16 protein-coding genes, 1 pseudogene and 1 riboswitch are annotated in these 19,256 nt (G+C 50.2%); of the genes and pseudogenes, 16 read left to right on the plus strand and 1 reads right to left on the minus strand.

Annotated elements, in window-relative coordinates:
* Positions 1 to 114: 114 nt before the first annotated feature.
* Positions 115 to 306, minus strand: a pseudogene (locus tag KNO68_RS12255) (NUDIX domain-containing protein); the annotation flags it as partial.
* A 147-nt stretch (positions 307 to 453) separates the two neighbouring features.
* Positions 454 to 555, plus strand: a riboswitch (purine riboswitch).
* Positions 556 to 623: 68 nt separating this feature from the next.
* Between KNO68_RS12255 and purE the strand changes: the two are divergent.
* The 16 genes from purE (at position 624) to KNO68_RS12335 (ending at position 19,255) form a co-directional block, all read left to right on the plus strand.
* Positions 624 to 1,112, plus strand: a complete 489-nt coding sequence (gene purE, locus KNO68_RS12260; protein ID WP_074032924.1) for a 5-(carboxyamino)imidazole ribonucleotide mutase — start codon at positions 624 to 626, stop codon at positions 1,110 to 1,112.
* Complete coding sequence (gene purK, locus KNO68_RS12265) at positions 1,112 to 2,206, plus strand: 5-(carboxyamino)imidazole ribonucleotide synthase (RefSeq protein WP_215112615.1); 1,095 nt, start codon at positions 1,112 to 1,114, stop codon at positions 2,204 to 2,206. Before purE ends, purK begins: the two co-directional genes overlap by 1 nt.
* Complete coding sequence (gene purB, locus KNO68_RS12270) at positions 2,203 to 3,495, plus strand: adenylosuccinate lyase (protein WP_015880706.1); 1,293 nt, start codon at positions 2,203 to 2,205, stop codon at positions 3,493 to 3,495. Before purK ends, purB begins: the two co-directional genes overlap by 4 nt.
* Before the next feature lie 49 nt (positions 3,496 to 3,544).
* On the plus strand, positions 3,545 to 4,249 hold the full coding sequence (gene purC / locus KNO68_RS12275) for a phosphoribosylaminoimidazolesuccinocarboxamide synthase (RefSeq protein WP_215112614.1): 705 nt from the start codon (positions 3,545 to 3,547) through the stop codon (positions 4,247 to 4,249).
* The gene (gene purS, locus KNO68_RS12280) at positions 4,246 to 4,488 is read left to right on the plus strand and encodes a phosphoribosylformylglycinamidine synthase subunit PurS (RefSeq protein ID WP_031420917.1); all 243 of its coding nucleotides are present in this window, start codon (positions 4,246 to 4,248) and stop codon (positions 4,486 to 4,488) included. The genes purC and purS overlap by 4 nt, the downstream gene beginning before the upstream one ends.
* Positions 4,485 to 5,165, plus strand: a complete 681-nt coding sequence (purQ, locus tag KNO68_RS12285) for a phosphoribosylformylglycinamidine synthase subunit PurQ (RefSeq protein WP_215112613.1) — start codon at positions 4,485 to 4,487, stop codon at positions 5,163 to 5,165. The genes purS and purQ overlap by 4 nt, the downstream gene beginning before the upstream one ends.
* The gene (gene purL, locus KNO68_RS12290) at positions 5,149 to 7,368 is read left to right on the plus strand and encodes a phosphoribosylformylglycinamidine synthase subunit PurL (protein ID WP_215112612.1); all 2,220 of its coding nucleotides are present in this window, start codon (positions 5,149 to 5,151) and stop codon (positions 7,366 to 7,368) included. Before purQ ends, purL begins: the two co-directional genes overlap by 17 nt.
* Positions 7,344 to 8,753 carry an amidophosphoribosyltransferase gene (gene purF / locus KNO68_RS12295; RefSeq protein ID WP_214685454.1) on the plus strand — a complete coding sequence of 470 codons (1,410 nt, stop codon included), beginning with the start codon at positions 7,344 to 7,346 and terminating at the stop codon, positions 8,751 to 8,753. Before purL ends, purF begins: the two co-directional genes overlap by 25 nt.
* 12 nt (positions 8,754 to 8,765) lie before the next feature.
* Entirely contained in the window at positions 8,766 to 9,800 is a 1,035-nt protein-coding gene (gene purM / locus KNO68_RS12300; protein WP_214685456.1) for a phosphoribosylformylglycinamidine cyclo-ligase, read from the plus strand.
* Positions 9,797 to 10,375, plus strand: a complete 579-nt coding sequence (gene purN, locus KNO68_RS12305; RefSeq protein ID WP_215112611.1) for a phosphoribosylglycinamide formyltransferase — start codon at positions 9,797 to 9,799, stop codon at positions 10,373 to 10,375. Before purM ends, purN begins: the two co-directional genes overlap by 4 nt.
* Complete coding sequence (purH, locus tag KNO68_RS12310) at positions 10,372 to 11,892, plus strand: bifunctional phosphoribosylaminoimidazolecarboxamide formyltransferase/IMP cyclohydrolase (protein ID WP_215112610.1); 1,521 nt, start codon at positions 10,372 to 10,374, stop codon at positions 11,890 to 11,892. Before purN ends, purH begins: the two co-directional genes overlap by 4 nt.
* A 14-nt stretch (positions 11,893 to 11,906) precedes the next feature.
* The gene (purD, locus tag KNO68_RS12315; protein WP_215112609.1) at positions 11,907 to 13,160 is read left to right on the plus strand and encodes a phosphoribosylamine--glycine ligase; all 1,254 of its coding nucleotides are present in this window, start codon (positions 11,907 to 11,909) and stop codon (positions 13,158 to 13,160) included.
* 90 nt (positions 13,161 to 13,250) lie between these two features.
* On the plus strand, positions 13,251 to 15,539 hold the full coding sequence (locus KNO68_RS12320) for a bifunctional diguanylate cyclase/phosphodiesterase (protein ID WP_215112608.1): 2,289 nt from the start codon (positions 13,251 to 13,253) through the stop codon (positions 15,537 to 15,539).
* Positions 15,540 to 15,721: 182 nt separating this feature from the next.
* Positions 15,722 to 17,464 carry an adenine deaminase C-terminal domain-containing protein gene (locus KNO68_RS12325; RefSeq protein WP_215112607.1) on the plus strand — a complete coding sequence of 581 codons (1,743 nt, stop codon included), beginning with the start codon at positions 15,722 to 15,724 and terminating at the stop codon, positions 17,462 to 17,464.
* Positions 17,465 to 17,531: 67 nt separating this feature from the next.
* The gene (locus tag KNO68_RS12330) at positions 17,532 to 17,837 is read left to right on the plus strand and encodes a YerC/YecD family TrpR-related protein (protein ID WP_015880718.1); all 306 of its coding nucleotides are present in this window, start codon (positions 17,532 to 17,534) and stop codon (positions 17,835 to 17,837) included.
* Positions 17,838 to 17,872: 35 nt separating this feature from the next.
* The gene (locus tag KNO68_RS12335; protein WP_078146261.1) at positions 17,873 to 19,255 is read left to right on the plus strand and encodes a TrkH family potassium uptake protein; all 1,383 of its coding nucleotides are present in this window, start codon (positions 17,873 to 17,875) and stop codon (positions 19,253 to 19,255) included.
* Position 19,256: the final 1 nt, after the last annotated feature.

Here is a 19,256-nt window from a genome sequence, read left to right on the forward strand (position 1 = left end):
CCTTCAGGGTGGGAACCACCCGACGAGCTTGGTAAACAATCGTGGCTAATAAAAGTACGGTCTTCCCAAGAAGCTCCCACTTCAATTTGCGAAGCAAATAAGTGGCGAGTAGTTCACTTCTCTAGCAGCGACTTCTTCCAACGTTTCCCCGAGTTCCATCGATCCTCCTGGTAAACCCCAGTCAAGTGTATCCGATCGGAATTGCATCAGTACCTCTTGCTTTTGATTGATGACCAAAATGGTTGCTCCCACACTGATGATCGGTCGGTTGCCAACCACTTCTCTAAGACTCGATATGTAACTCATCGAACTCCCCCCTTTTCAATAGCATACATTATCGGAGAAAATTGTGCTGATAACATCCAAAAAGCGAACGATAAATATTCAGACAATTAAAATGTTCGCAGTTTATTGACATGTTTTCAAAGAACAAGGTACGATAGGCGTGTGAGATAAGAAAAATAAATAGTGCTCCATATAATCGCAAGGAAATGGCTTGCAAGTTTCTACCTGATTACCGATTCTGATCAGACTATGGGGTGTAGCGGACGTGTATTTGTCATGCCTATACCCTAAACTGATTGTCGGTTTAGGGATTTCTTTTTGTAAGGGGGACATTGGGAATGAACGTAGCAGTTGGAGTAATCATGGGAAGTTCATCTGATTGGGAGACGATGAAACATACGTGTGACGTGTTGGATGAGTTGCAGATTCCATATGAAAAACAAGTCGTATCCGCTCACCGTACACCAGACCTTATGTTCGAATATGCTGAAGAGGCACGAGGCAGAGGCATCCAAGTGATCATTGCGGGTGCTGGTGGGGCAGCCCACCTTCCTGGAATGGTCGCTGCGAAAACGACACTTCCTGTCATCGGTGTCCCGGTTCAGTCGAAAGCACTCAATGGAATGGATTCGCTCCTCTCCATTGTTCAGATGCCTGCAGGAGTTCCAGTAGCAACTGTTGCCATCGGAAAAGCGGGAGCAACGAATGCAGGATTATTGGCTGCTCAAATCCTCAGCATCCACTCCACAGACATTACAAATCGACTTGATGCATTTCGTGAGAAGAAACAAGAGATGGCGATGCGAGGAACGGAGGAGTTGGTTTGATGAGAATTGGAATTTTAGGTGGAGGACAACTTGGACGGATGATGTCACTCAGTGCGAGTGCAATGGGATACACGACACTTTGTCTTGACCCGAACCCCAATTCACCGACTGCTCAAGTGGCAGATTCAATTGTTGCCTCATTTGATGATGTCGATGCCGCAAAAGAACTCGCTGCTCGTTCAGACGTTGTGACGTATGAATTTGAGAACATCGATACGGAAATGATTGCAGCCATCGAAGAAAAATGCCCACAAGGTATGGACGTATTGAAGGCGACGCAACATCGCATCTTAGAGAAACAGATGATTGAATCAGCAGGACTACGTGTCGCACCGTATGTTTCGGTACGTACGGTTCGAGATGTACGGCAGGCATATGAGAAGCTCGGTTTACCGTTTGTCATCAAAACGTGTCGTTTCGGCTATGACGGGAAAGGGCAGACGGTCATTCGGTCGGAACATGATCTTCAGACCTTCGCTGAACATTTTGTCGAACAGGAATACGTCGCCGAGGCTTGGTTGCCATTTGAAAAAGAAATCTCGGTCATTGTGACAAGAGGACATGACGAAACGTCGACATTCCCGATCAGTGAAAACATTCATCACAACAACATCCTACATTTATCAATTGTACCGGCTCGCGTATCAAATGAGATTCAAGAGGATGCAAGACATCTCGCACTCCAGCTCGCAGACCATATCGGTTTAATGGGAACGCTCGCTGTCGAACTGTTCGTCATGACGGATGGCCGTCTATATGTGAATGAGCTTGCACCACGTCCCCACAACTCCGGGCATTACACGATTGACGCTTGTGAAACCTCACAATTTGAACAACACATTCGAGCCGTGACCGGGATGCGCCTCGGACGGACGAGATTGATATCGCCTGTCGTCATGGTCAACCTTCTCGGTGAGCATATGCCACGACTTCATGTCAAAGCATTGCCATCGAATGTTAAACTACATCTGTATGGAAAAGATGAAGCGAAGACAGGTCGTAAAATGGGACATTTGAACGTCCTTGCTGACACGGTCGAAGAAGCGCTTCATACCATCGAACAACTGGCAATTTGGAAGGAGACCGTTTTATGATTTCACGCTATACCCGCCCAGAGATGGCAAACATTTGGACTGATCAAAACAAATTCGAGGCTTGGTTAAAAGTTGAACTTTATGCCTGTGAGGCTTGGAGTGAACTCGGTATCATCCCGAAAGAAGATGTCCAAGTCCTTTGGGACAAGGCATCGTTTGATGTGGATCGCATTCTAGAGATTGAACAAGAGACACGTCATGATGTAATCGCGTTCACTCGTGCCGTTTCCGAGACACTAGGAGAAGAGAAAAAGTGGGTACATTACGGCTTGACGTCGACGGATGTCGTCGACACGGCACTCTCGTACTTAATCAAACAGGCGAATGATCTTTTAGAAGCCGATTTAGATCGCTTCATCGGTATTCTCGCAGAAAAAGCGAAAGCACATAAGTATGACATCATGATGGGACGTACCCACGGCGTGCACGCAGAACCGACCACGTTCGGTCTGAAGCTCGCCCTCTGGTATGAAGAGATGAAACGGAACAAAAAACGCTTCATGGCAGCTCGCGAAACGATTGAATTCGGGAAGATGAGCGGAGCGGTCGGGACGTTTGCGAATATCGACCCGTTCATCGAGTCATACGTCTGTGACAAGCTCGGTATCCAAGCTGCACCGATTTCGACACAGACTCTCCAACGTGACCGTCATGCCGAGTACATGTCAACACTCGCATTGATTGCCACATCGATTGAAAAGATGGCAACGGAGATTCGTGGACTTCAAAAAACAGAGACACGCGAAGTGGAAGAGTTCTTTGCGAAAGGACAAAAAGGGTCGTCGGCGATGCCGCATAAACGTAACCCAATCGGTTCTGAAAATATGACGGGTCTTGCACGCGTCATTCGCGGTCATATGATGACAGCATACGAGAACGTCCCACTCTGGCATGAACGTGATATCTCGCACTCATCAGCAGAACGAATCATCATTCCGGATGCAACGATTCTCCTCAACTACATGTTGAACCGTTTCGGTAACATCGTGAAGAACTTGACGGTCTTCCCGGACAACATGCGTCGCAACATGGACCGCACGTTCGGAATCATCTTCTCGCAACGGATCTTACTCGGTCTCATCGAAAAGGGTTGGTCTCGTGAAGCGGCATACGACGCGGTTCAACCGAAGGCGATGCAGGCATGGGAAGAAGAGACGATGTTCCGTACATTGATTGAAGAGGACAAAGAAATGGGCGCACTCTTTACGAGTGAAGAGCTCGATGAGTTGTTCGACCCGCGTTATCACGTACGTCGTGTCGATACGATTTTTGAACGCTGTGGTTTGTAATCGTTGAGGGGCGACATGCCCCTCTCACTTTTAAGGGGGAACGGTTCAGATGAAAGCAATTTATGAAGGTAAGGCGAAGGCATTATTTGAGACAGAAGAAGCGGGTGTGCTTCGTGTGTACTACAAAGACGATGCGACAGCATTCAATGGAGAGAAGAAAGAGTCGATTGATGGGAAGGGGATTTTAAACAACGCCATCACGACCCAGTTGTTCGAATTGATGCATGACAACAAGATTCCGACGCACTTTATCAAACGAATCTCAGAGCGAGAACAGTTGGTCCGCCGTGTCGACATCATCCCGTTAGAAGTGGTCGTCCGCAACGTCGCGGCCGGTAGTCTAGCGAAACGTCTCGGTTGGGAAGAGGGAACACCGCTCCTCGCACCGATTGTCGAGTTTTATTATAAGGACGACGCTCTTGGGGACCCACTCCTCACAGAAGATCATATCCGATTATTGCAAGTTGCCACACACAAAGAAGTCGAAACATTGCGACAACTCGGGCTTTGGGTAAACGATGTCTTGCTCGATTTCTTTAGTCAACACGGCATCGACGTGATCGATTTCAAACTAGAGTTCGGAAAAGTGGATGGGACGATCATTTTGGCGGATGAAATCTCACCGGATACGTGCCGTCTCTGGGACAAAAAAACGAAACAGAAACTTGATAAAGATGTATTCCGTCGCGATTTAGGTTCTTTGACTGAAACGTATGGACAATTGTTAACACGCATAGGGGGAAACGGACAATGAAAAAAGTAAACGTGTATGTGACATTACGTGAAAGTGTACTCGACCCACAAGGAGTAGCTGTAAAAGGTGGACTCGAACATCTCGGATTCGCTGGAGTTGAATCGGTGCGGATCGGGAAAGTCATCGAGCTTCAAGTAGCGGACGACACGACAGAAGCCATGGTCAAAGAAATGTGTGAGAAGTTACTCGTCAATACGGTCATTGAGAATTTTGAAATCGAGATGGGGGTACTCGCATGAAGTTTGCGGTCATCGTCTTTCCAGGATCAAACTGTGACCTCGACATGTACCATGCGGTAAAAGATGTGCTCGGGGAAGAAGCGGAATACGTGTTCCATACGGAAACCTCACTTGAAGGATTTGATGGAGTCCTCTTACCAGGCGGTTTCTCATACGGAGACTACTTGCGCTGCGGGTCAATCGCCCAGTTTTCACCAATCATGGCTGAAGTGAAGCGTTTCGCGGAAGAAGGACGCCCGGTTCTTGGCGTATGTAACGGATTCCAAGTGCTCGTCGAAGCGGGACTCCTCCCAGGTGTATTGATGCGAAACCGCGATTTGAAATTCATGTGTAAGACCGTCGACCTCGTCGTCGAAAACAACGAGACGATGTTCACAAGTGAGTATGCGGCACAGGAAACGATTCGCGTGCCAATCGCACACGGTGAGGGCAACTACTACTGTGACGATGCGACACTTGCGGCATTGAAGGCAAATGGCCAGATTGTGTTCACCTATAAAGAGAACCCGAACGGATCGGTCGAAAACATCGCCGGCATCACGAACGAGGCAGGGAACGTACTCGGCATGATGCCACACCCGGAGCGTGCGGTCGAAGCGTTGCTCGGTGGGGAAGACGGTAAACGGTTATTCACATCAATCGTAAAATGGGGGGCACGACATGTTACTTACAACTGAACCGACAGCTACACAAATTCGTGATGAACGGATCTATGCCACGATGGGATTATCGGACGACGAATACGCGCTCGTCGTCTCACTGCTTGGCCGGGAACCGAATTATACAGAGATTGGTCTCTTCTCGGTCATGTGGTCTGAACACTGTTCGTACAAAAACTCGAAACCGGTGCTCCGGAAGTTTCCGACAACCGGCAAGCACGTCTTACAAGGACCGGGAGAAGGGGCTGGAATCGTCGACATCGGAGACGGCCAAGCCGTCGCCTTTAAAATCGAGAGTCATAACCATCCATCCGCGATCGAGCCTTATCAAGGAGCGGCGACTGGGGTTGGCGGAATCATCCGTGACATCTTCTCGATGGGCGCCCGTCCGATTGCTTTATTGAACTCACTCCGTTTCGGAGATTTGAACGAATCACGTGTGAAACATTTATTCGGTCATGTCGTATCCGGCATCGCTGGATACGGGAACTGTGTCGGTATCCCGACTGTCGGTGGGGAAGTCGCCTTTGACCCGGCTTACTCAGGAAATCCACTCGTCAACGCGATGTGCGTCGGCTTTATCCGTCATGAAGACATTCAAAAAGGAATCGCGGAAGGTGTCGGGAACTCGGTCATGTACGTCGGAGCAACGACAGGACGTGACGGAATCCATGGTGCCACGTTCGCTTCTGAAGAACTCGGGGAAGACGCGGAAGAGAAACGTCCAGCCGTCCAAGTCGGAGACCCGTTCATGGAGAAACTCTTGATCGAAGCGTGTCTCGAAGTCATCAAGCACCCCGCGCTCGTCGGGATTCAAGACATGGGCGCAGCCGGATTGACGTCATCGTCAGCAGAGATGGCATCGAAAGCAGGGATGGGAATCGAGATGAATCTAGACCTCGTCCCACAACGTGAGACAGGCATGACACCTTACGAGATGATGCTTTCGGAATCGCAAGAGCGGATGCTCCTCGTCGTCAAAGCTGGACATGAAGACGAAATCGAAGCAATCGTCACGAAGTGGGGACTTCATGCAATCAAAGTTGGGGAAGTCATTGAAGAAAAAGTACTTCGTCTCGTTCATCAAGGGGAAGTCGCGGCGGAAGTACCAGTCGACGCACTCGCAGAAGACGCTCCTGTCTATCATAAACCGTCTAAAGTTCCAGCATATTATGAAGCTTTCCAAGCAATGGAGCCGGTCACACCAATCGTCGAAGATGTGATGGCGACATGGAAAGATGTCCTTGCGATGCCGAGCATCGCCTCGAAACGTTGGGTGTATGAGCAATATGACCATATGGTACAAACGTCGACAGTCGTCGCACCAGGTAGTGATGCCGCGGTCATTCGCATTCGTGAGACGGAGAAGTCGCTCGCGATGACGACAGACTGCAATGCGAAATATGTCTATCTCGACCCACGTGTCGGTGGAGCCATCGCTGTCGCGGAGGCGGCACGAAATATCGTCGCAAGTGGTGCAGAACCAATCGCCTTGACGGACTGTCTCAACTTCGGGAGCCCGGATAAACCGGAAGGGTTCTGGCAGCTCGACCAAGCCGTCGAAGGAATGGCAGAAGCGTGTCGTACGCTCGATACGCCAGTCATCGGAGGGAACGTATCGCTTTATAACGAATCAAACGGACAAGCCATCTACCCGACACCGGTCGTTGGAATGGTCGGGCTCATCGAGAAACCAGAACATATTACGACATCGTTTGCGAAACAAGCGGGAGACGTCGTCTTCTTACTCGGTGAGACAAAAGCAGAGTTTGGCGGAAGTGCCCTTCAGATGTTGCAAGACGGAAAAGTGAGCGGTCATGCACCGACACTCAATCTTGAAGAAGAACGTCAGACACAAAAGGCGTTGCTTCACGCTATCCGTGAAGGTCTGGTCACGGCGGCACATGATGTATCAGAGGGTGGTCTTGCGGCAGCGTTACCGGAACTGGTCTTTGGAACAGGGTTCGGCGTGGACGTGACGATTGACACAGATCTCGTGACGGCGCTATTCAGTGAATCACAGTCACGTTTCCTCGTGACGGTCGACAAGGCACATGCCGAGGCATTCGCGAGCATGACGAACGGAAAAGCAATCGGGACAGTTACAGAAACATCCACTCTTGTCGTTCGCGCAAGCGACCGCTTGATTGAAATGGACGTGAAAGAGTTAGAGCGTGTATGGGAAGGAGCTATTCCATGTTATATGACATCCGAGGCATGAACGAGGAATGCGGCGTCTTCGGTGTGTTCGGTCACATCGAAGCGTCACACCTAGCCTATTACGGACTTCACAGCTTGCAACACCGTGGCCAAGAAGGAACAGGAATCGTCACGGCAGACGGAGAGCGTCTCCACGCGAAACGTGGACTCGGACTCGTCACCGAAGTGTTTGACGAAACATCTCTCGACGCACTCACCGGGAATCATGCGATTGGACACGTCCGCTACTCGACGGCTGGCGGCAACACGCTCGAGAATGTTCAACCGCTCCATTTCAAGTCGTTGACTGGCGATTTGGCGATGGCGCATAACGGAAACCTTGTGAATGCGACCGAGTTGAAACATATGCTCGAAGCGGAAGGCGCGATCTTCCAGACGACGTCCGACACGGAAGTCGTGGCCCACCTCATCAAGCGGAGTCGCGGCAATTCGTTGAAAGAACGAATCGCCGACAGCTTGGCCCGTCTCGTCGGGGCATTCGCATTCCTGTTCTTGACGGAAGATGCACTGTACGTCGGTGTTGACGTGCATGGGTTACGTCCATTGTCACTCGGACAAACCGAAGACGGGGCTTACGTGTTCGCTTCAGAAACGTGTGCGTTTGACGTCGTGGGGGCGACGTACGTACGGGATGTGGAGCCAGGAGAATTGCTCATGATCACGAATGAAGGCATCACGTCAGAGCGATTCAGTGAAGCGGCCGTCCGTGCCATGTGCTCAATGGAATACATCTACTTCTCAAGACCAGACTCCATCATCGATGGCATCAACGTGCATACGGCGCGTAAGGCCATGGGGAAAAAGATGTTTGAAGAAGCACCGGTCGAAGCGGATGTCGTGACAGGTGTTCCGGATTCGAGTATTTCTGCGGCAATCGGCTATGCTGAGGCGAGCGGAATTCCTTACGAAATGGGACTCATTAAAAACCGTTACGTCGGACGGACGTTCATTCAACCGTCCCAGGAATTACGGGAGCGCGGGGTGAAGATGAAGTTGTCAGCGTTACGCGGTGTCGTAAACGGGAAACGCGTCATCATGGTCGATGATTCCATCGTCCGTGGAACGACGAGTCGCCGAATCGTCACGTTACTACGAGAGGCAGGCGCGACGGAAGTGCATGTGCGCATCACGTCACCACCGATCAAACATCCGTGTTACTACGGAATCGATACATCCACCAAGGAAGAGTTAATTGCGGCAACCAAATCCATTGAAGAAATCAGAGAAGAGATTGGTGCCGATTCACTAGCGTTCCTCACATTGGATGGAACGGTCGAAGCCATCGATCGTCCATTCGAAGGAGCACTACGCGGGCAGTGTGCTGCATGCTTCACGGGACTTTATCCGACTGAACTGGCAGAACTCGTGACAGAGACAAAGGCTTAAGGGGGAAAAGCGATGAGCGTTCGTTATGAACAAGCGGGTGTGAATTTAGAAGCAGGGTACGAGGCCGTATCCCGTATGAAACGTCATGTCGCTCGGACAATGCGTCCGGAAGTGATGACAGGACTCGGTAGTTTCGGAGCGATGATTGACCTCGGTTCGATGAACATGAAACATCCGATTCTCGTGAGCGGGACTGACGGGGTCGGGACGAAACTGAAATTGGCGTTCGCGCTCGACCAACACGACACGATTGGAATCGATTGCGTCGCCATGTGCGTCAACGATTGTCTCGTGCATGGAGCAGAACCGCTCTATTTCCTCGACTATATTGCGACCGGGAAAGCAGAACCGGCCAAACTGGAGCGAATCGTCGCAGGTGTTGCGGAAGGGTGTGTCCAAGCCGGTTGTGCGCTCGTCGGTGGCGAAACGGCTGAGATGCCAGGGATGTATCCGGATGGCGAATATGACATCGCTGGATTTGCGGTCGGTGTCGTAGAGAAAGAGGACTTGCTCGACGGTTCGACGATCCAGGATGGAGATGTCGTGCTCGGACTTGCATCTTCAGGCGTTCACTCGAATGGGTTCTCCCTTGTACGTCATATCGTGGAAGCACAAGGTCTTCATTATACGGATGAGATTGCGATGCTCGATACGACACTCGGGAACGCCTTGCTGTTGCCGACACGGATTTATGCCGAAGCGGCGAAAGCGGCCATTTCGACAGGCAAGGTTCAAGGGATGGCACACATCACAGGTGGTGGCTTCTATGAGAATGTGCCTCGCATGTTGCCAGAAGGTCTTGGCATCACGTTCGATGCGTCGAGTTGGCCGAGTCTTCCTGTATTCGACTGGCTCGAACAAGTCGGGAACATCTCGAAGCAAGAAATGTTCAACGTCTTCAATATGGGAATCGGGTATATGATCACGGTACGAGCTGAAGATGTGGAACTCGTCGAAGCGGCGCTTGAACGTGTCGGGGAGACTGCGCACCGAATCGGGAAAGTCGAGAGTCGTCCAGGCATCCGGATTTCAGGAGTGGACCAATGAAACGATTTGCCATCTTTGCGTCAGGATCGGGAAGTAACGCCGAAGCGATCTGGCAAGCGATCACCGATGGTCATTTGTCTGCTGAATGTGTGTTGCTCGTGACGGACAAACCAGAAGCTACTGTTCTCGATCGAGCGGAGCGTCACGGGATTCCGAGTTTTTCGTTTACACCGAAGGCGTACGCGTCAAAAGAAGAGTTCGAGGAAGAGATTCTCGTCCTGCTCCGTACGCTTCGTGTAGACTATATCGTGTTGGCGGGGTATATGCGCTTGATCGGTAATGTGTTACTATCCGCATATCCGAATCGCATTCTAAACATTCATCCATCGCTTTTACCAGCTTTTCCGGGTAAAGACGCGATCGGACAGGCGCTTGACGCCAACGTACCGACGAGTGGTGTGACCGTTCATTATGTGGATGCGGGGATGGACACGGGTCCGATCATCGCACAGGCGTCTGTCGAGATTGAAGGGTGTGACCGCACCGAGGCGACGCGTCGCATTCAGACGATCGAGCACCAACTGTATCCGCGCGTATTACAACAAGTATTGAATCAACAGGAGGTTTTCAAGTGAGAGCATTATTAAGTGTTTCTGATAAAACGGGAATTGTCGAACTTGCGACCGTCTTGCATGAGGCGGGCATCGAGCTCATCTCAACAGGTGGGACCGAGGCGGCGCTTCAACAGGCAGGATTACCAGTCAAAAACATTTCGGAAGTGACATCGTTCCCTGAAATGTTAGACGGCCGTGTCAAAACGTTGCACCCACTCGTTCACGGGGGCTTGCTCGGACGTCGCGACCTCGATACGCATGTCGCACAAATGAAAGATCATCACATCGAACCAATCGATTATGTCGTGGTCAATCTGTATCCGTTCAAGGAGACGATTGCGAAAGAGAATACGACATACGAAGAAGCGATTGAAAACATTGATATCGGTGGACCGAGCATGTTGCGTTCGGCTGCGAAAAACCATGCGAGTGTCACCGTCGTCGTGGACCCGAGTGATTATACACTCGTCGCCGAGGAAGTACGTGGAGGCGGTACATCGTTTGAAACACGTCAACGTCTTGCGACGAAAGCGTTCCGACATACGGCTGCCTATGACGCGTTGATTGCTGACTACTTAGGTCGTCAAATCGGCGAAACGTTCCCAGAGCAGTTGACGCTCACGTATGAAAAAGTTCAAGACCTTCGTTACGGAGAGAACCCACACCAACAAGCGGCGTTTTATAAGACACCGTTATATGACGGGATGACACTTGCAAATGCGACACAGCTTCACGGGAAAGAGCTCTCGTATAACAACATTCAAGATACGAATGCAGCCCTCGAAGCACTCAGTGAATTGACTGAGCCGGCGGCAGTCGTCGTCAAGCACATGAACCCGTGCGGCGTTGCAGTCGGACGGACGATTTCTCAAGCGTTCGAACGTGCTCATGCGGCCGACCCGGTCTCAATCTTTGGTGGAATTGTCGCCTTAAACCGTGAAGTCGATCTTGAGACGGCAGATGCCCTTCGCAACATCTTTTTAGAGATCATCATTGCCCCATCTTTTAGCGAGGCAGCACTTGACCGATTGAAAGAGAAAAAGAATCTTCGGTTGTTGACGTTAGATATGGGACAGATGACAGGCATGCGCCTTACGGCTGTCGCCGGAGGATTGCTCGTACAAGACGGGGATGACATGACACTCGATGATGCCTCATGCCAAATCGTGACGGATCGTCGCCCGACAGCAGCGGAATGGGAAGATTTGAAACTTGCATGGCGTGTCGTCAAGCACGTCAAATCGAACGCGATTGTCGTCGCAAAAGACGAGACGACGATTGGAATCGGTGCCGGACAGATGAACCGCGTCGGTGCAGCGAAAATCGCTTTTGAACAAGCCGGGGAACGCGCGTCAGGCGCGGCTCTCGGAAGTGATGCCTTCTTCCCGATGGCAGATACGGTCGAAGCGGCAGCGGCAGCGGGCATCACGGCCATCATCCAACCGGGTGGGTCGATTCGCGATGCCGAATCGATTGAAGCGGCAAATCGCCATGGCATTACGATGGTATTCACATCAGTCAGACATTTCAAACACTGAGAGGGGTTTGCGTCATGAACGTATTGGTCATCGGTCGAGGAGGGCGCGAGCATGCGCTCGCATGGAAGTTGAAACAAGACGGGCATCACGTCTTCGTTGCACCGGGCAACGACTTCATGGAAGGGATGACGTGCGCGTCGATCCATGAAACAGACGTGGAGGCGCTCGCCCATTTCGCAGAAGAGAACGAAATCGAATGGACGATTGTCGGACCGGAGTCGTCGCTCATGGCAGGAGTCGTCGATACGTTCCGCGACAAAGGGCTGAACATCTTTGGACCGACGAAAGCGGCTGCCTTACTCGAGGGAAGCAAAGCATTCGCCAAAGAAGTCATGATGGAAGCCGGAATTCCGACAGCGGCGTACGAGGCGTTCACGGATGCGGCATCGGCGCTTGCCTATATCGAGAAGTTAGGGGCACCACTCGTCGTCAAGGCGGACGGATTGGCTGCCGGTAAAGGCGTCACGGTTGCGTTCACGGTCGAAGAGGCGGAAGCTGCCATACGTGATATTTTCACGACGGATAAATTTGGGCAACAGTCACAAGTCGTCATCGAGGAGTTCCTCGATGGGGAAGAGTTTTCGCTCATGGCGTTCGTCTCGGGAGAGCGTGTCATTCCGATGATCACCTCGCAAGATCATAAACGTGCCTATGACGGCGACGGGGGACCAAACACGGGTGGGATGGGCGCATATAGCCCGATGCCGCATCTGCCAAAGGACGTGTATGAAGAGGCCGTCGAGACCGTAATAAAACCGCTCGTACAGACGATGGTCAAGCGAGGTACTCCATTTGAAGGATTCTTGTACGCCGGTCTCATCTTGACAGTGGATGGACCAAAAGTCATCGAATTCAACGCACGCTTCGGTGACCCGGAAACGGAGGTCATCTTGCCGAACTTGAAATCACCGCTCCTGGACGTGATTGAAGCGGTCGTTCGCCAAGAATCGTATTCGGTTGAGTGGATTGACGGATACACGATGGGTGTCGTCATTGCGGCCGAAGGGTATCCGGACCGACCGATCACGGGCCAGGTGTTATCAGGATTTGAGTCGCTTCCGAAAGATGTGCTGGTCTTCCATGCCGGCACGACAAAGAAGGGCCAACAAGTCGTAGGGAGCGGAGGTCGTCTACTCGTTGTGACGGCGACGAAGCCGACACTGCTTGAGGCGAAAACGGCTGTGTATGCGGCGATTTCACAACTCGATTTACCTGAGACGTTCCACCGAACGGACATCGGGTCACGGGCGTTCACGCAGATTATTTGAAGGATGGGTCAACCCATCCTTTTTTTCATGCGAAAAAAAGGAAATGCTGACATCCTGTTCTACAATAATAAAGTAGCTTGAAGAAGGAGGGTGGTCGGCCTGCGTGTTCAAACAAAATTATTTATTGCGATAGCTGTGAACATCGTACTCTTCATCGGTGTCATTTTATTCGTCATCAAACCGTATTTTGTAGAGAAAAGTATTGAACAGGACAGGGCGATGACCCGCGATCAAATCGAAAGTGTGTCAGAAGTGTTCGCCAATCACCGACTCATGCTCGAACGGATTCTTGTCGATTGGTCAGTCTGGACGAACGCCTATGATTTTGTTCAAAATCAGAATGAGGCATTCATTGAAAATAACATGGGGGAAGAGACACTCGAAAACTTAGGAGTCGGCGCAATGATTTTCCTCGACCGTGATCGAAATGTCGTCTACTCGGAGTTTACTCAATTTTATGAATTGGATCGTGAAGAGGACAAAGAGATTTTCACGAACGACTTGATCCGTTACGTCAACTCGTCAGGAATCAAACAAAGTGCGGTGTATGGCACCGATTTCGGTCCGGTCGTCTTCATGAGTCACCCGATTGTGAAGAGTGATGGGACAGGAGAACCCGGTGGGACGCTCGTGCTCATTCAGAAAATCGGTCCAGACTTCATGGCCGCGATGAGTGCCCAAGCAAAAACGAAATTATCGATCAGTCCTCTTTCACACCAACAGTTGACGGTCGATCAAGACAATCAATTTGCCCGTGTCTCGTTACCGCTTCAATCCGTCTATCAAGATGCGAACTGGGAACTCAACTTCTCGGTGAAGCGAACGTACTATATCAACACGCAGACCATGTTAGAAACGGGGATGATCGGGCTTCTTGTCCTCGGTCTTGGTCTATTGTTGACACTCTTTTGGACGGTGAATCAAATTGTCACGAAACGATTGATGGGCATCGTCAACGAACTGAAATGGATTACGAAAGAACGAAATAGTCGGTTACGGATTCAATTGCATCCGAATCAACAAGACGAAATCGAAGAGATGGCCATCAGCATGAACGAGGTGCTCGATGCACTCGAACAGACACAAAAGGAATCGTTGACGCGTGCCTTCCGCGATTCCTTGACCCGTCTTCCGAACCGATTGGCGGTCGAAGAGATGTTCGTGAGCTTACCGGACACGACCCGGTCGATTGGAGTGATGGGAATCGATCTCGACAACTTCCGCCGCATCAACGATCAATTTGGTCAGCGTACGGGAGATGCGATGCTGACGTTCTTTGCCTCTCGTTTGATGTTCTATAAAGAGGATGGCTTCGTTGCGAGAATCGGAGCGGACGAGTTCATCTTGATTCATCCGGAATGGACGACCGAGGAGCTCATGATCATCGCCAATCAATTGGTGAAAGATTTGCGCGAATGGGGTTTGAAGCAAGGGATGAACCATTTGACCTTGAGTATCGGCATCGACGAATTGACAGGACCGACGCATCATTCCTATGAGGTGATGATGGCGCGACTCGATGTCGTTTTACACGAAGCCAAAGCATCCGGGAAAGATCAGATTCTTTCCTATCATGAGATTGAAGATGGGAGTCATTACTTGCAGGCGCTCGAAATGGAACGTGATTTACGTCATGCGTTGCGTCATGATGAGTTCGAACTCTATTACCAACCAATCGTCTCTCCGCAGCCGTTTCAAGTTAGAGGAGTCGAGGCGTTGATTCGCTGGCACCATCCACAGAAAGGGTTCGTCTCTCCCGGCGTGTTCATTCCGGTTGCGGAGCAACTCGGGCTCATCTCGGATGTGGGACGCTGGGTGCTTGTGCGCGCCATCACCGAGATTCAAGAGTACGCAGAGCGGTTTGATTTATTTTTATCGATCAACGTATCGAAGCGTCAGATTTTAGACGACTCGTTTTTAGAAGCGTTGGAGGAAACGCTCGCTAAGACAGGATTTCCCCCACATCGGTTGCATGTGGAAATCACAGAGAGTGAAGTCGGTGGGAATGTGTATGAACTTCAACAATTCATTCAAGCGTTAAAGGCCATCGGTGTCAAAATATCACTTGATGACTTCGGTGTCGGAACATCGTCGCTTTCATACTTGCAATCCCTGTGTCTCGACATCGTTAAAATCGATCAAAACTTCGTGAAAGGGATTCCGGAGAATAAATTTGACCGCGCGCTGTTAGAAGGGCTATATCAAACTTTCCAAACGCTTGGACTCGAGATTGTCACGGAAGGGGTCGAGCGACCGGAACAGCTTGCGTTCGTATTAGAATATAGTGGTTCGCTCATTCAAGGTTATCATTACAGTAAACCGATTCCGGTCAATCAATTGCACCTGTACTTACGTAAAACCGTCATGACTCAAATTTGATGTAGGTGACTCTTCATAGGAAGAGTCGCCTTTTTTGTGAAAAATATATGTGAAATTTGTTACAATAGGGAACATAACTTGCGACCCATTCAGAGAAAAGGTAAACTTGAAACAGGTAAAGAAAACGCTTTCAAAATTATTCTTTTATAGCTTTGAAAGGGAAAAAGGGAGGATTGGGTTCGATGCCAACAAAAAGAACGGCGCGGGCACCGTGGTCTAAAGTGATGATTCGTTCACAACTTGAAGTCGTAGATCGATTGCGGCCACCTTCGCTCGTCTTACAAAACGCAACGTATTTGAACGTCTACGTAAAACAATGGAGAACCGCGAATATTTGGATTGAGGGAGATCGCATCGTGTATGTCGGTCCAGACTTACCAGAATCAGCGGTCGAAACGGTCGATGTGACAGGAAAGTATATTGTACCTGGGTATATCGAGCCTCACGCTCATCCGTTTCAATTATACAATCCGGCGACGTTGTCAAAATATGCAGGAGAGCGTGGAACGACGACGCTCGTCAATGACAACATGCTGCTTTTTTTACAAGATAAAGAGCAAGCGTTTGCGCAACTCGATGCGATTCAACAATTGCCGACGAGTACATATTGGTGGGCCCGTTTGGATACGCAAACGGAGTTGGACCGGGAGAGCGTGGCTGTCGACTCGGAACGCATTCACGAGTGGTTTAACCATCCGGACGTCGTCATGGCAGGTGAATTAACGGCATGGCCGCGCGCCTTGAAGGGTGATGATGAGATGCTTCAGTGGATGCTTGACGCCGAGACGTGCGGTTTGCCGGTCGAGGGGCATTTTCCGGGGGCGTCGCGGAAGACATTGACTAAAATGGCGTTGATGGGAGTACACAGCGACCATGAGGCGATGACGGCGGAAGAGGCGTTCAATCGATTGGAACTAGGTTATACGACGACGCTTCGACATTCCTCGATTCGTCCGGACCTGCCGGAGATGATCCGTGATCTATTGGCAAATGGACTGACGGCGTTCGACCATCTCATGGTGACAACGGACGGTTCGACACCGGGCTTTTATGAGGACGGCATGCAGGATGCTCTTGTCCGCATTTTGATCGAAGTGGGATTACCGGCTATCGAAGCCTACCGGATTGTCTCTCATAACGTGGCTCGTCACTTTGACCTCGATCACATTTTAGGGGCGATTGCGCCAGGCCGTATCGCGCACTTGAACATTCTAGATGCCATCGAGGAACCGCGTCCGACGGCTGTGATTGCGAAAGGGCAATGGATTTATCGTGATGGGGTATCGCTTTTCCCGAACGAATTAGTGGAAGCAGTCCTCAATAAGATGCCGTCGACAGACGTTTCAATCGAACTGACGCCACAAGACCTATCTTTCAGCATGCCCGTCGGACTCGACATGATCAACTCAGTCATCATGAAACTGTTTAAAATTACGCATGACACGGGTCAAGATGCATTGCCGCGTGATGGAGACGAATCGTTTCTCATGTTGCTTGATAAAGAAGGGAAATGGCGATTGAACACAGTCTTGAAAGGTTTCGCCCGAGATTTTGGTGGACTTGTCAGTTCGTACTCGATCAGTGGAGACTACTTGATTCTAGGGAAATGTAAACAGGATATGTTACTGGCGTTCAAACGAATGAACGAGCTCGGAGGCGGGATTGTCCTCGTAGACCAGGGCGAAATCGTTGCCGAGATTCCGTTACCACTCTGTGGGATGACGTCGACGGAGCCACTCGAAACACTCATCGGTCAAGAGAAACAGCTGCGAGACGAGCTCATGGCGAGGGGCTATCAGTTCGAAGATCCGATTTATACATTACTATTTTTAGCATCTACCCATTTGCCATATGTTCGGGCGACACCTCTCGGCATTTACGAAGTCATGAAGAAACAAGTACTATTTCCTGCGATTTTGCGATGAATAGTTGAGTCCGGGGCGCCCCTGCTTTAGAATGAGAAAGAAGTATGAGTAGAGAGGATGCTTGCGGATGCAACTCGATAAATTACGAGGTCGAGAGCTCGATCAATTGTTTGAAGCGATTTTGAAGCTCGAGACACTCGAAGACTGTTATCAATTATTCGAAGATTTAGCGACTGTTAATGAAATTCAAGCACTTGCGCAACGACTTGAAGTGGCGCGGCAAATTCGTGAAGGAAACACGTATCATAAAATTGAGGATGCGACAGGCGCCTCAACGGCCACGATTTCACGTGTGAAGCGATGCTTGAACTATGGGACAGGTGGATACGATCTCGCTCTTGAACGTCTACAACAAACAAAAGGTGACTCGTAAGAGTCATCTTGTTTTTGATGGAGGGGAGGGGCGAGATGCAACAGAAATTCATGAAACTGAACTTACAATTGTTCTTTCGAAGTTTAACACCGGTCCAAACACTCGTGTTAATTTATAGTGCGGCAGCGATTTTATCAGTTTTGCTCCTCGCCTTACCAATCGCCCATAAGCCTGGAGTGACGATCACGTTTACCGACCTTGTCTTCTTTGCGGTGAGCTGTGTCAGTGTCACCGGCCTGACACCGATTGTAGTCACCGATACCTTCTCCACGTTCGGCTTATTTATCATTCTGTTCATCGTCCAAGTGAGCGGTGTCGGATTGATCAGTTTGCACGTCATCATGTGGATCTTACTTGGGAAACGGATTGGGTTTAGGGAAAGACAACTGATTTTACGCGACCAAAACCAGACGTCCATGTCTGGTATTGTTAAATACATCACGGAAATCGTGATCACCGTTATCGCCATCGAGGCGGTCGGTGCCGTCGTGCTCGGGGTCCATTACTTAAATTATTTTGATACCATCGGAGAAGCCTTCTTACAAGGATTGTTCGGGTCGATCAGTGCGACGACGAATGCCGGGTTTGACATTACGGGAAGTTCGCTCGCGCCATTCCGTGAGGACCCATTCGTCATCTTTACGCAAATCGCGCTCATGACCGGTGGTGCCATCGGATTCCCGGTGCTTGTAGAGATTCGAACGTACTTGGTGAGCCGAATCACACGGAAACGTCACACGTTCCCGAGTCGATTCTCGTTGTTCACGAAATTGACGGTCTCAACCTTCTTTATTTTGATTGCCGTCGGTACGGTCGGCTTGTTCATCTTTGAATACAATAATGCCTTTAAGGACTTGCCGCTCTGGTTGGCACTTTCGGATTCGTTGTTCCAATCCGTGACGACACGAAATGGTGGTCTATCGACGGTCGATGTCAATCTATTCTCTGAAGCGAGCATGTTGCTCCTGTCCATCCTGATGTTCATCGGGGCATCTCCATCGTCTGTCGGTGGGGGGATTCGGACGACGACGTTTGCTGTAGCCGTTCTCGCTGTCATCGCCTTCATTCGCGGGGACTCGTCCATTAAAATTTTCGGTCGTGAAATCGTCCTTGAAGATATTTGGAAAGCGTTCGTGATCATTACGGTTTCGCTTGCCGTGTTACTATCAGGTGTCATGGTCATGGCTTATTTTGAGGATGCTTCGTTGACACGAATCTTATTCGAGGCGTGTTCTGCGTTCGGGACGACGGGTCTATCCGTCGGATTGTCTTCCGAGTTTAGTAACGTTGGAAAATGGGTGTTGACGATTCTCATGTTCATCGGCCGAATCGGCGTCATCGCCTTCATTCTCATCCTGCAACGGAGACAACCGAAGCGGATGTATAACTATCCAAAAGAATCAATCATCTTAGGATAAG

This window comes from Exiguobacterium sp. s75, from assembly GCF_018617145.1.
Lineage (GTDB): Bacteria > Bacillota > Bacilli > Exiguobacteriales > Exiguobacteriaceae > Exiguobacterium > Exiguobacterium profundum.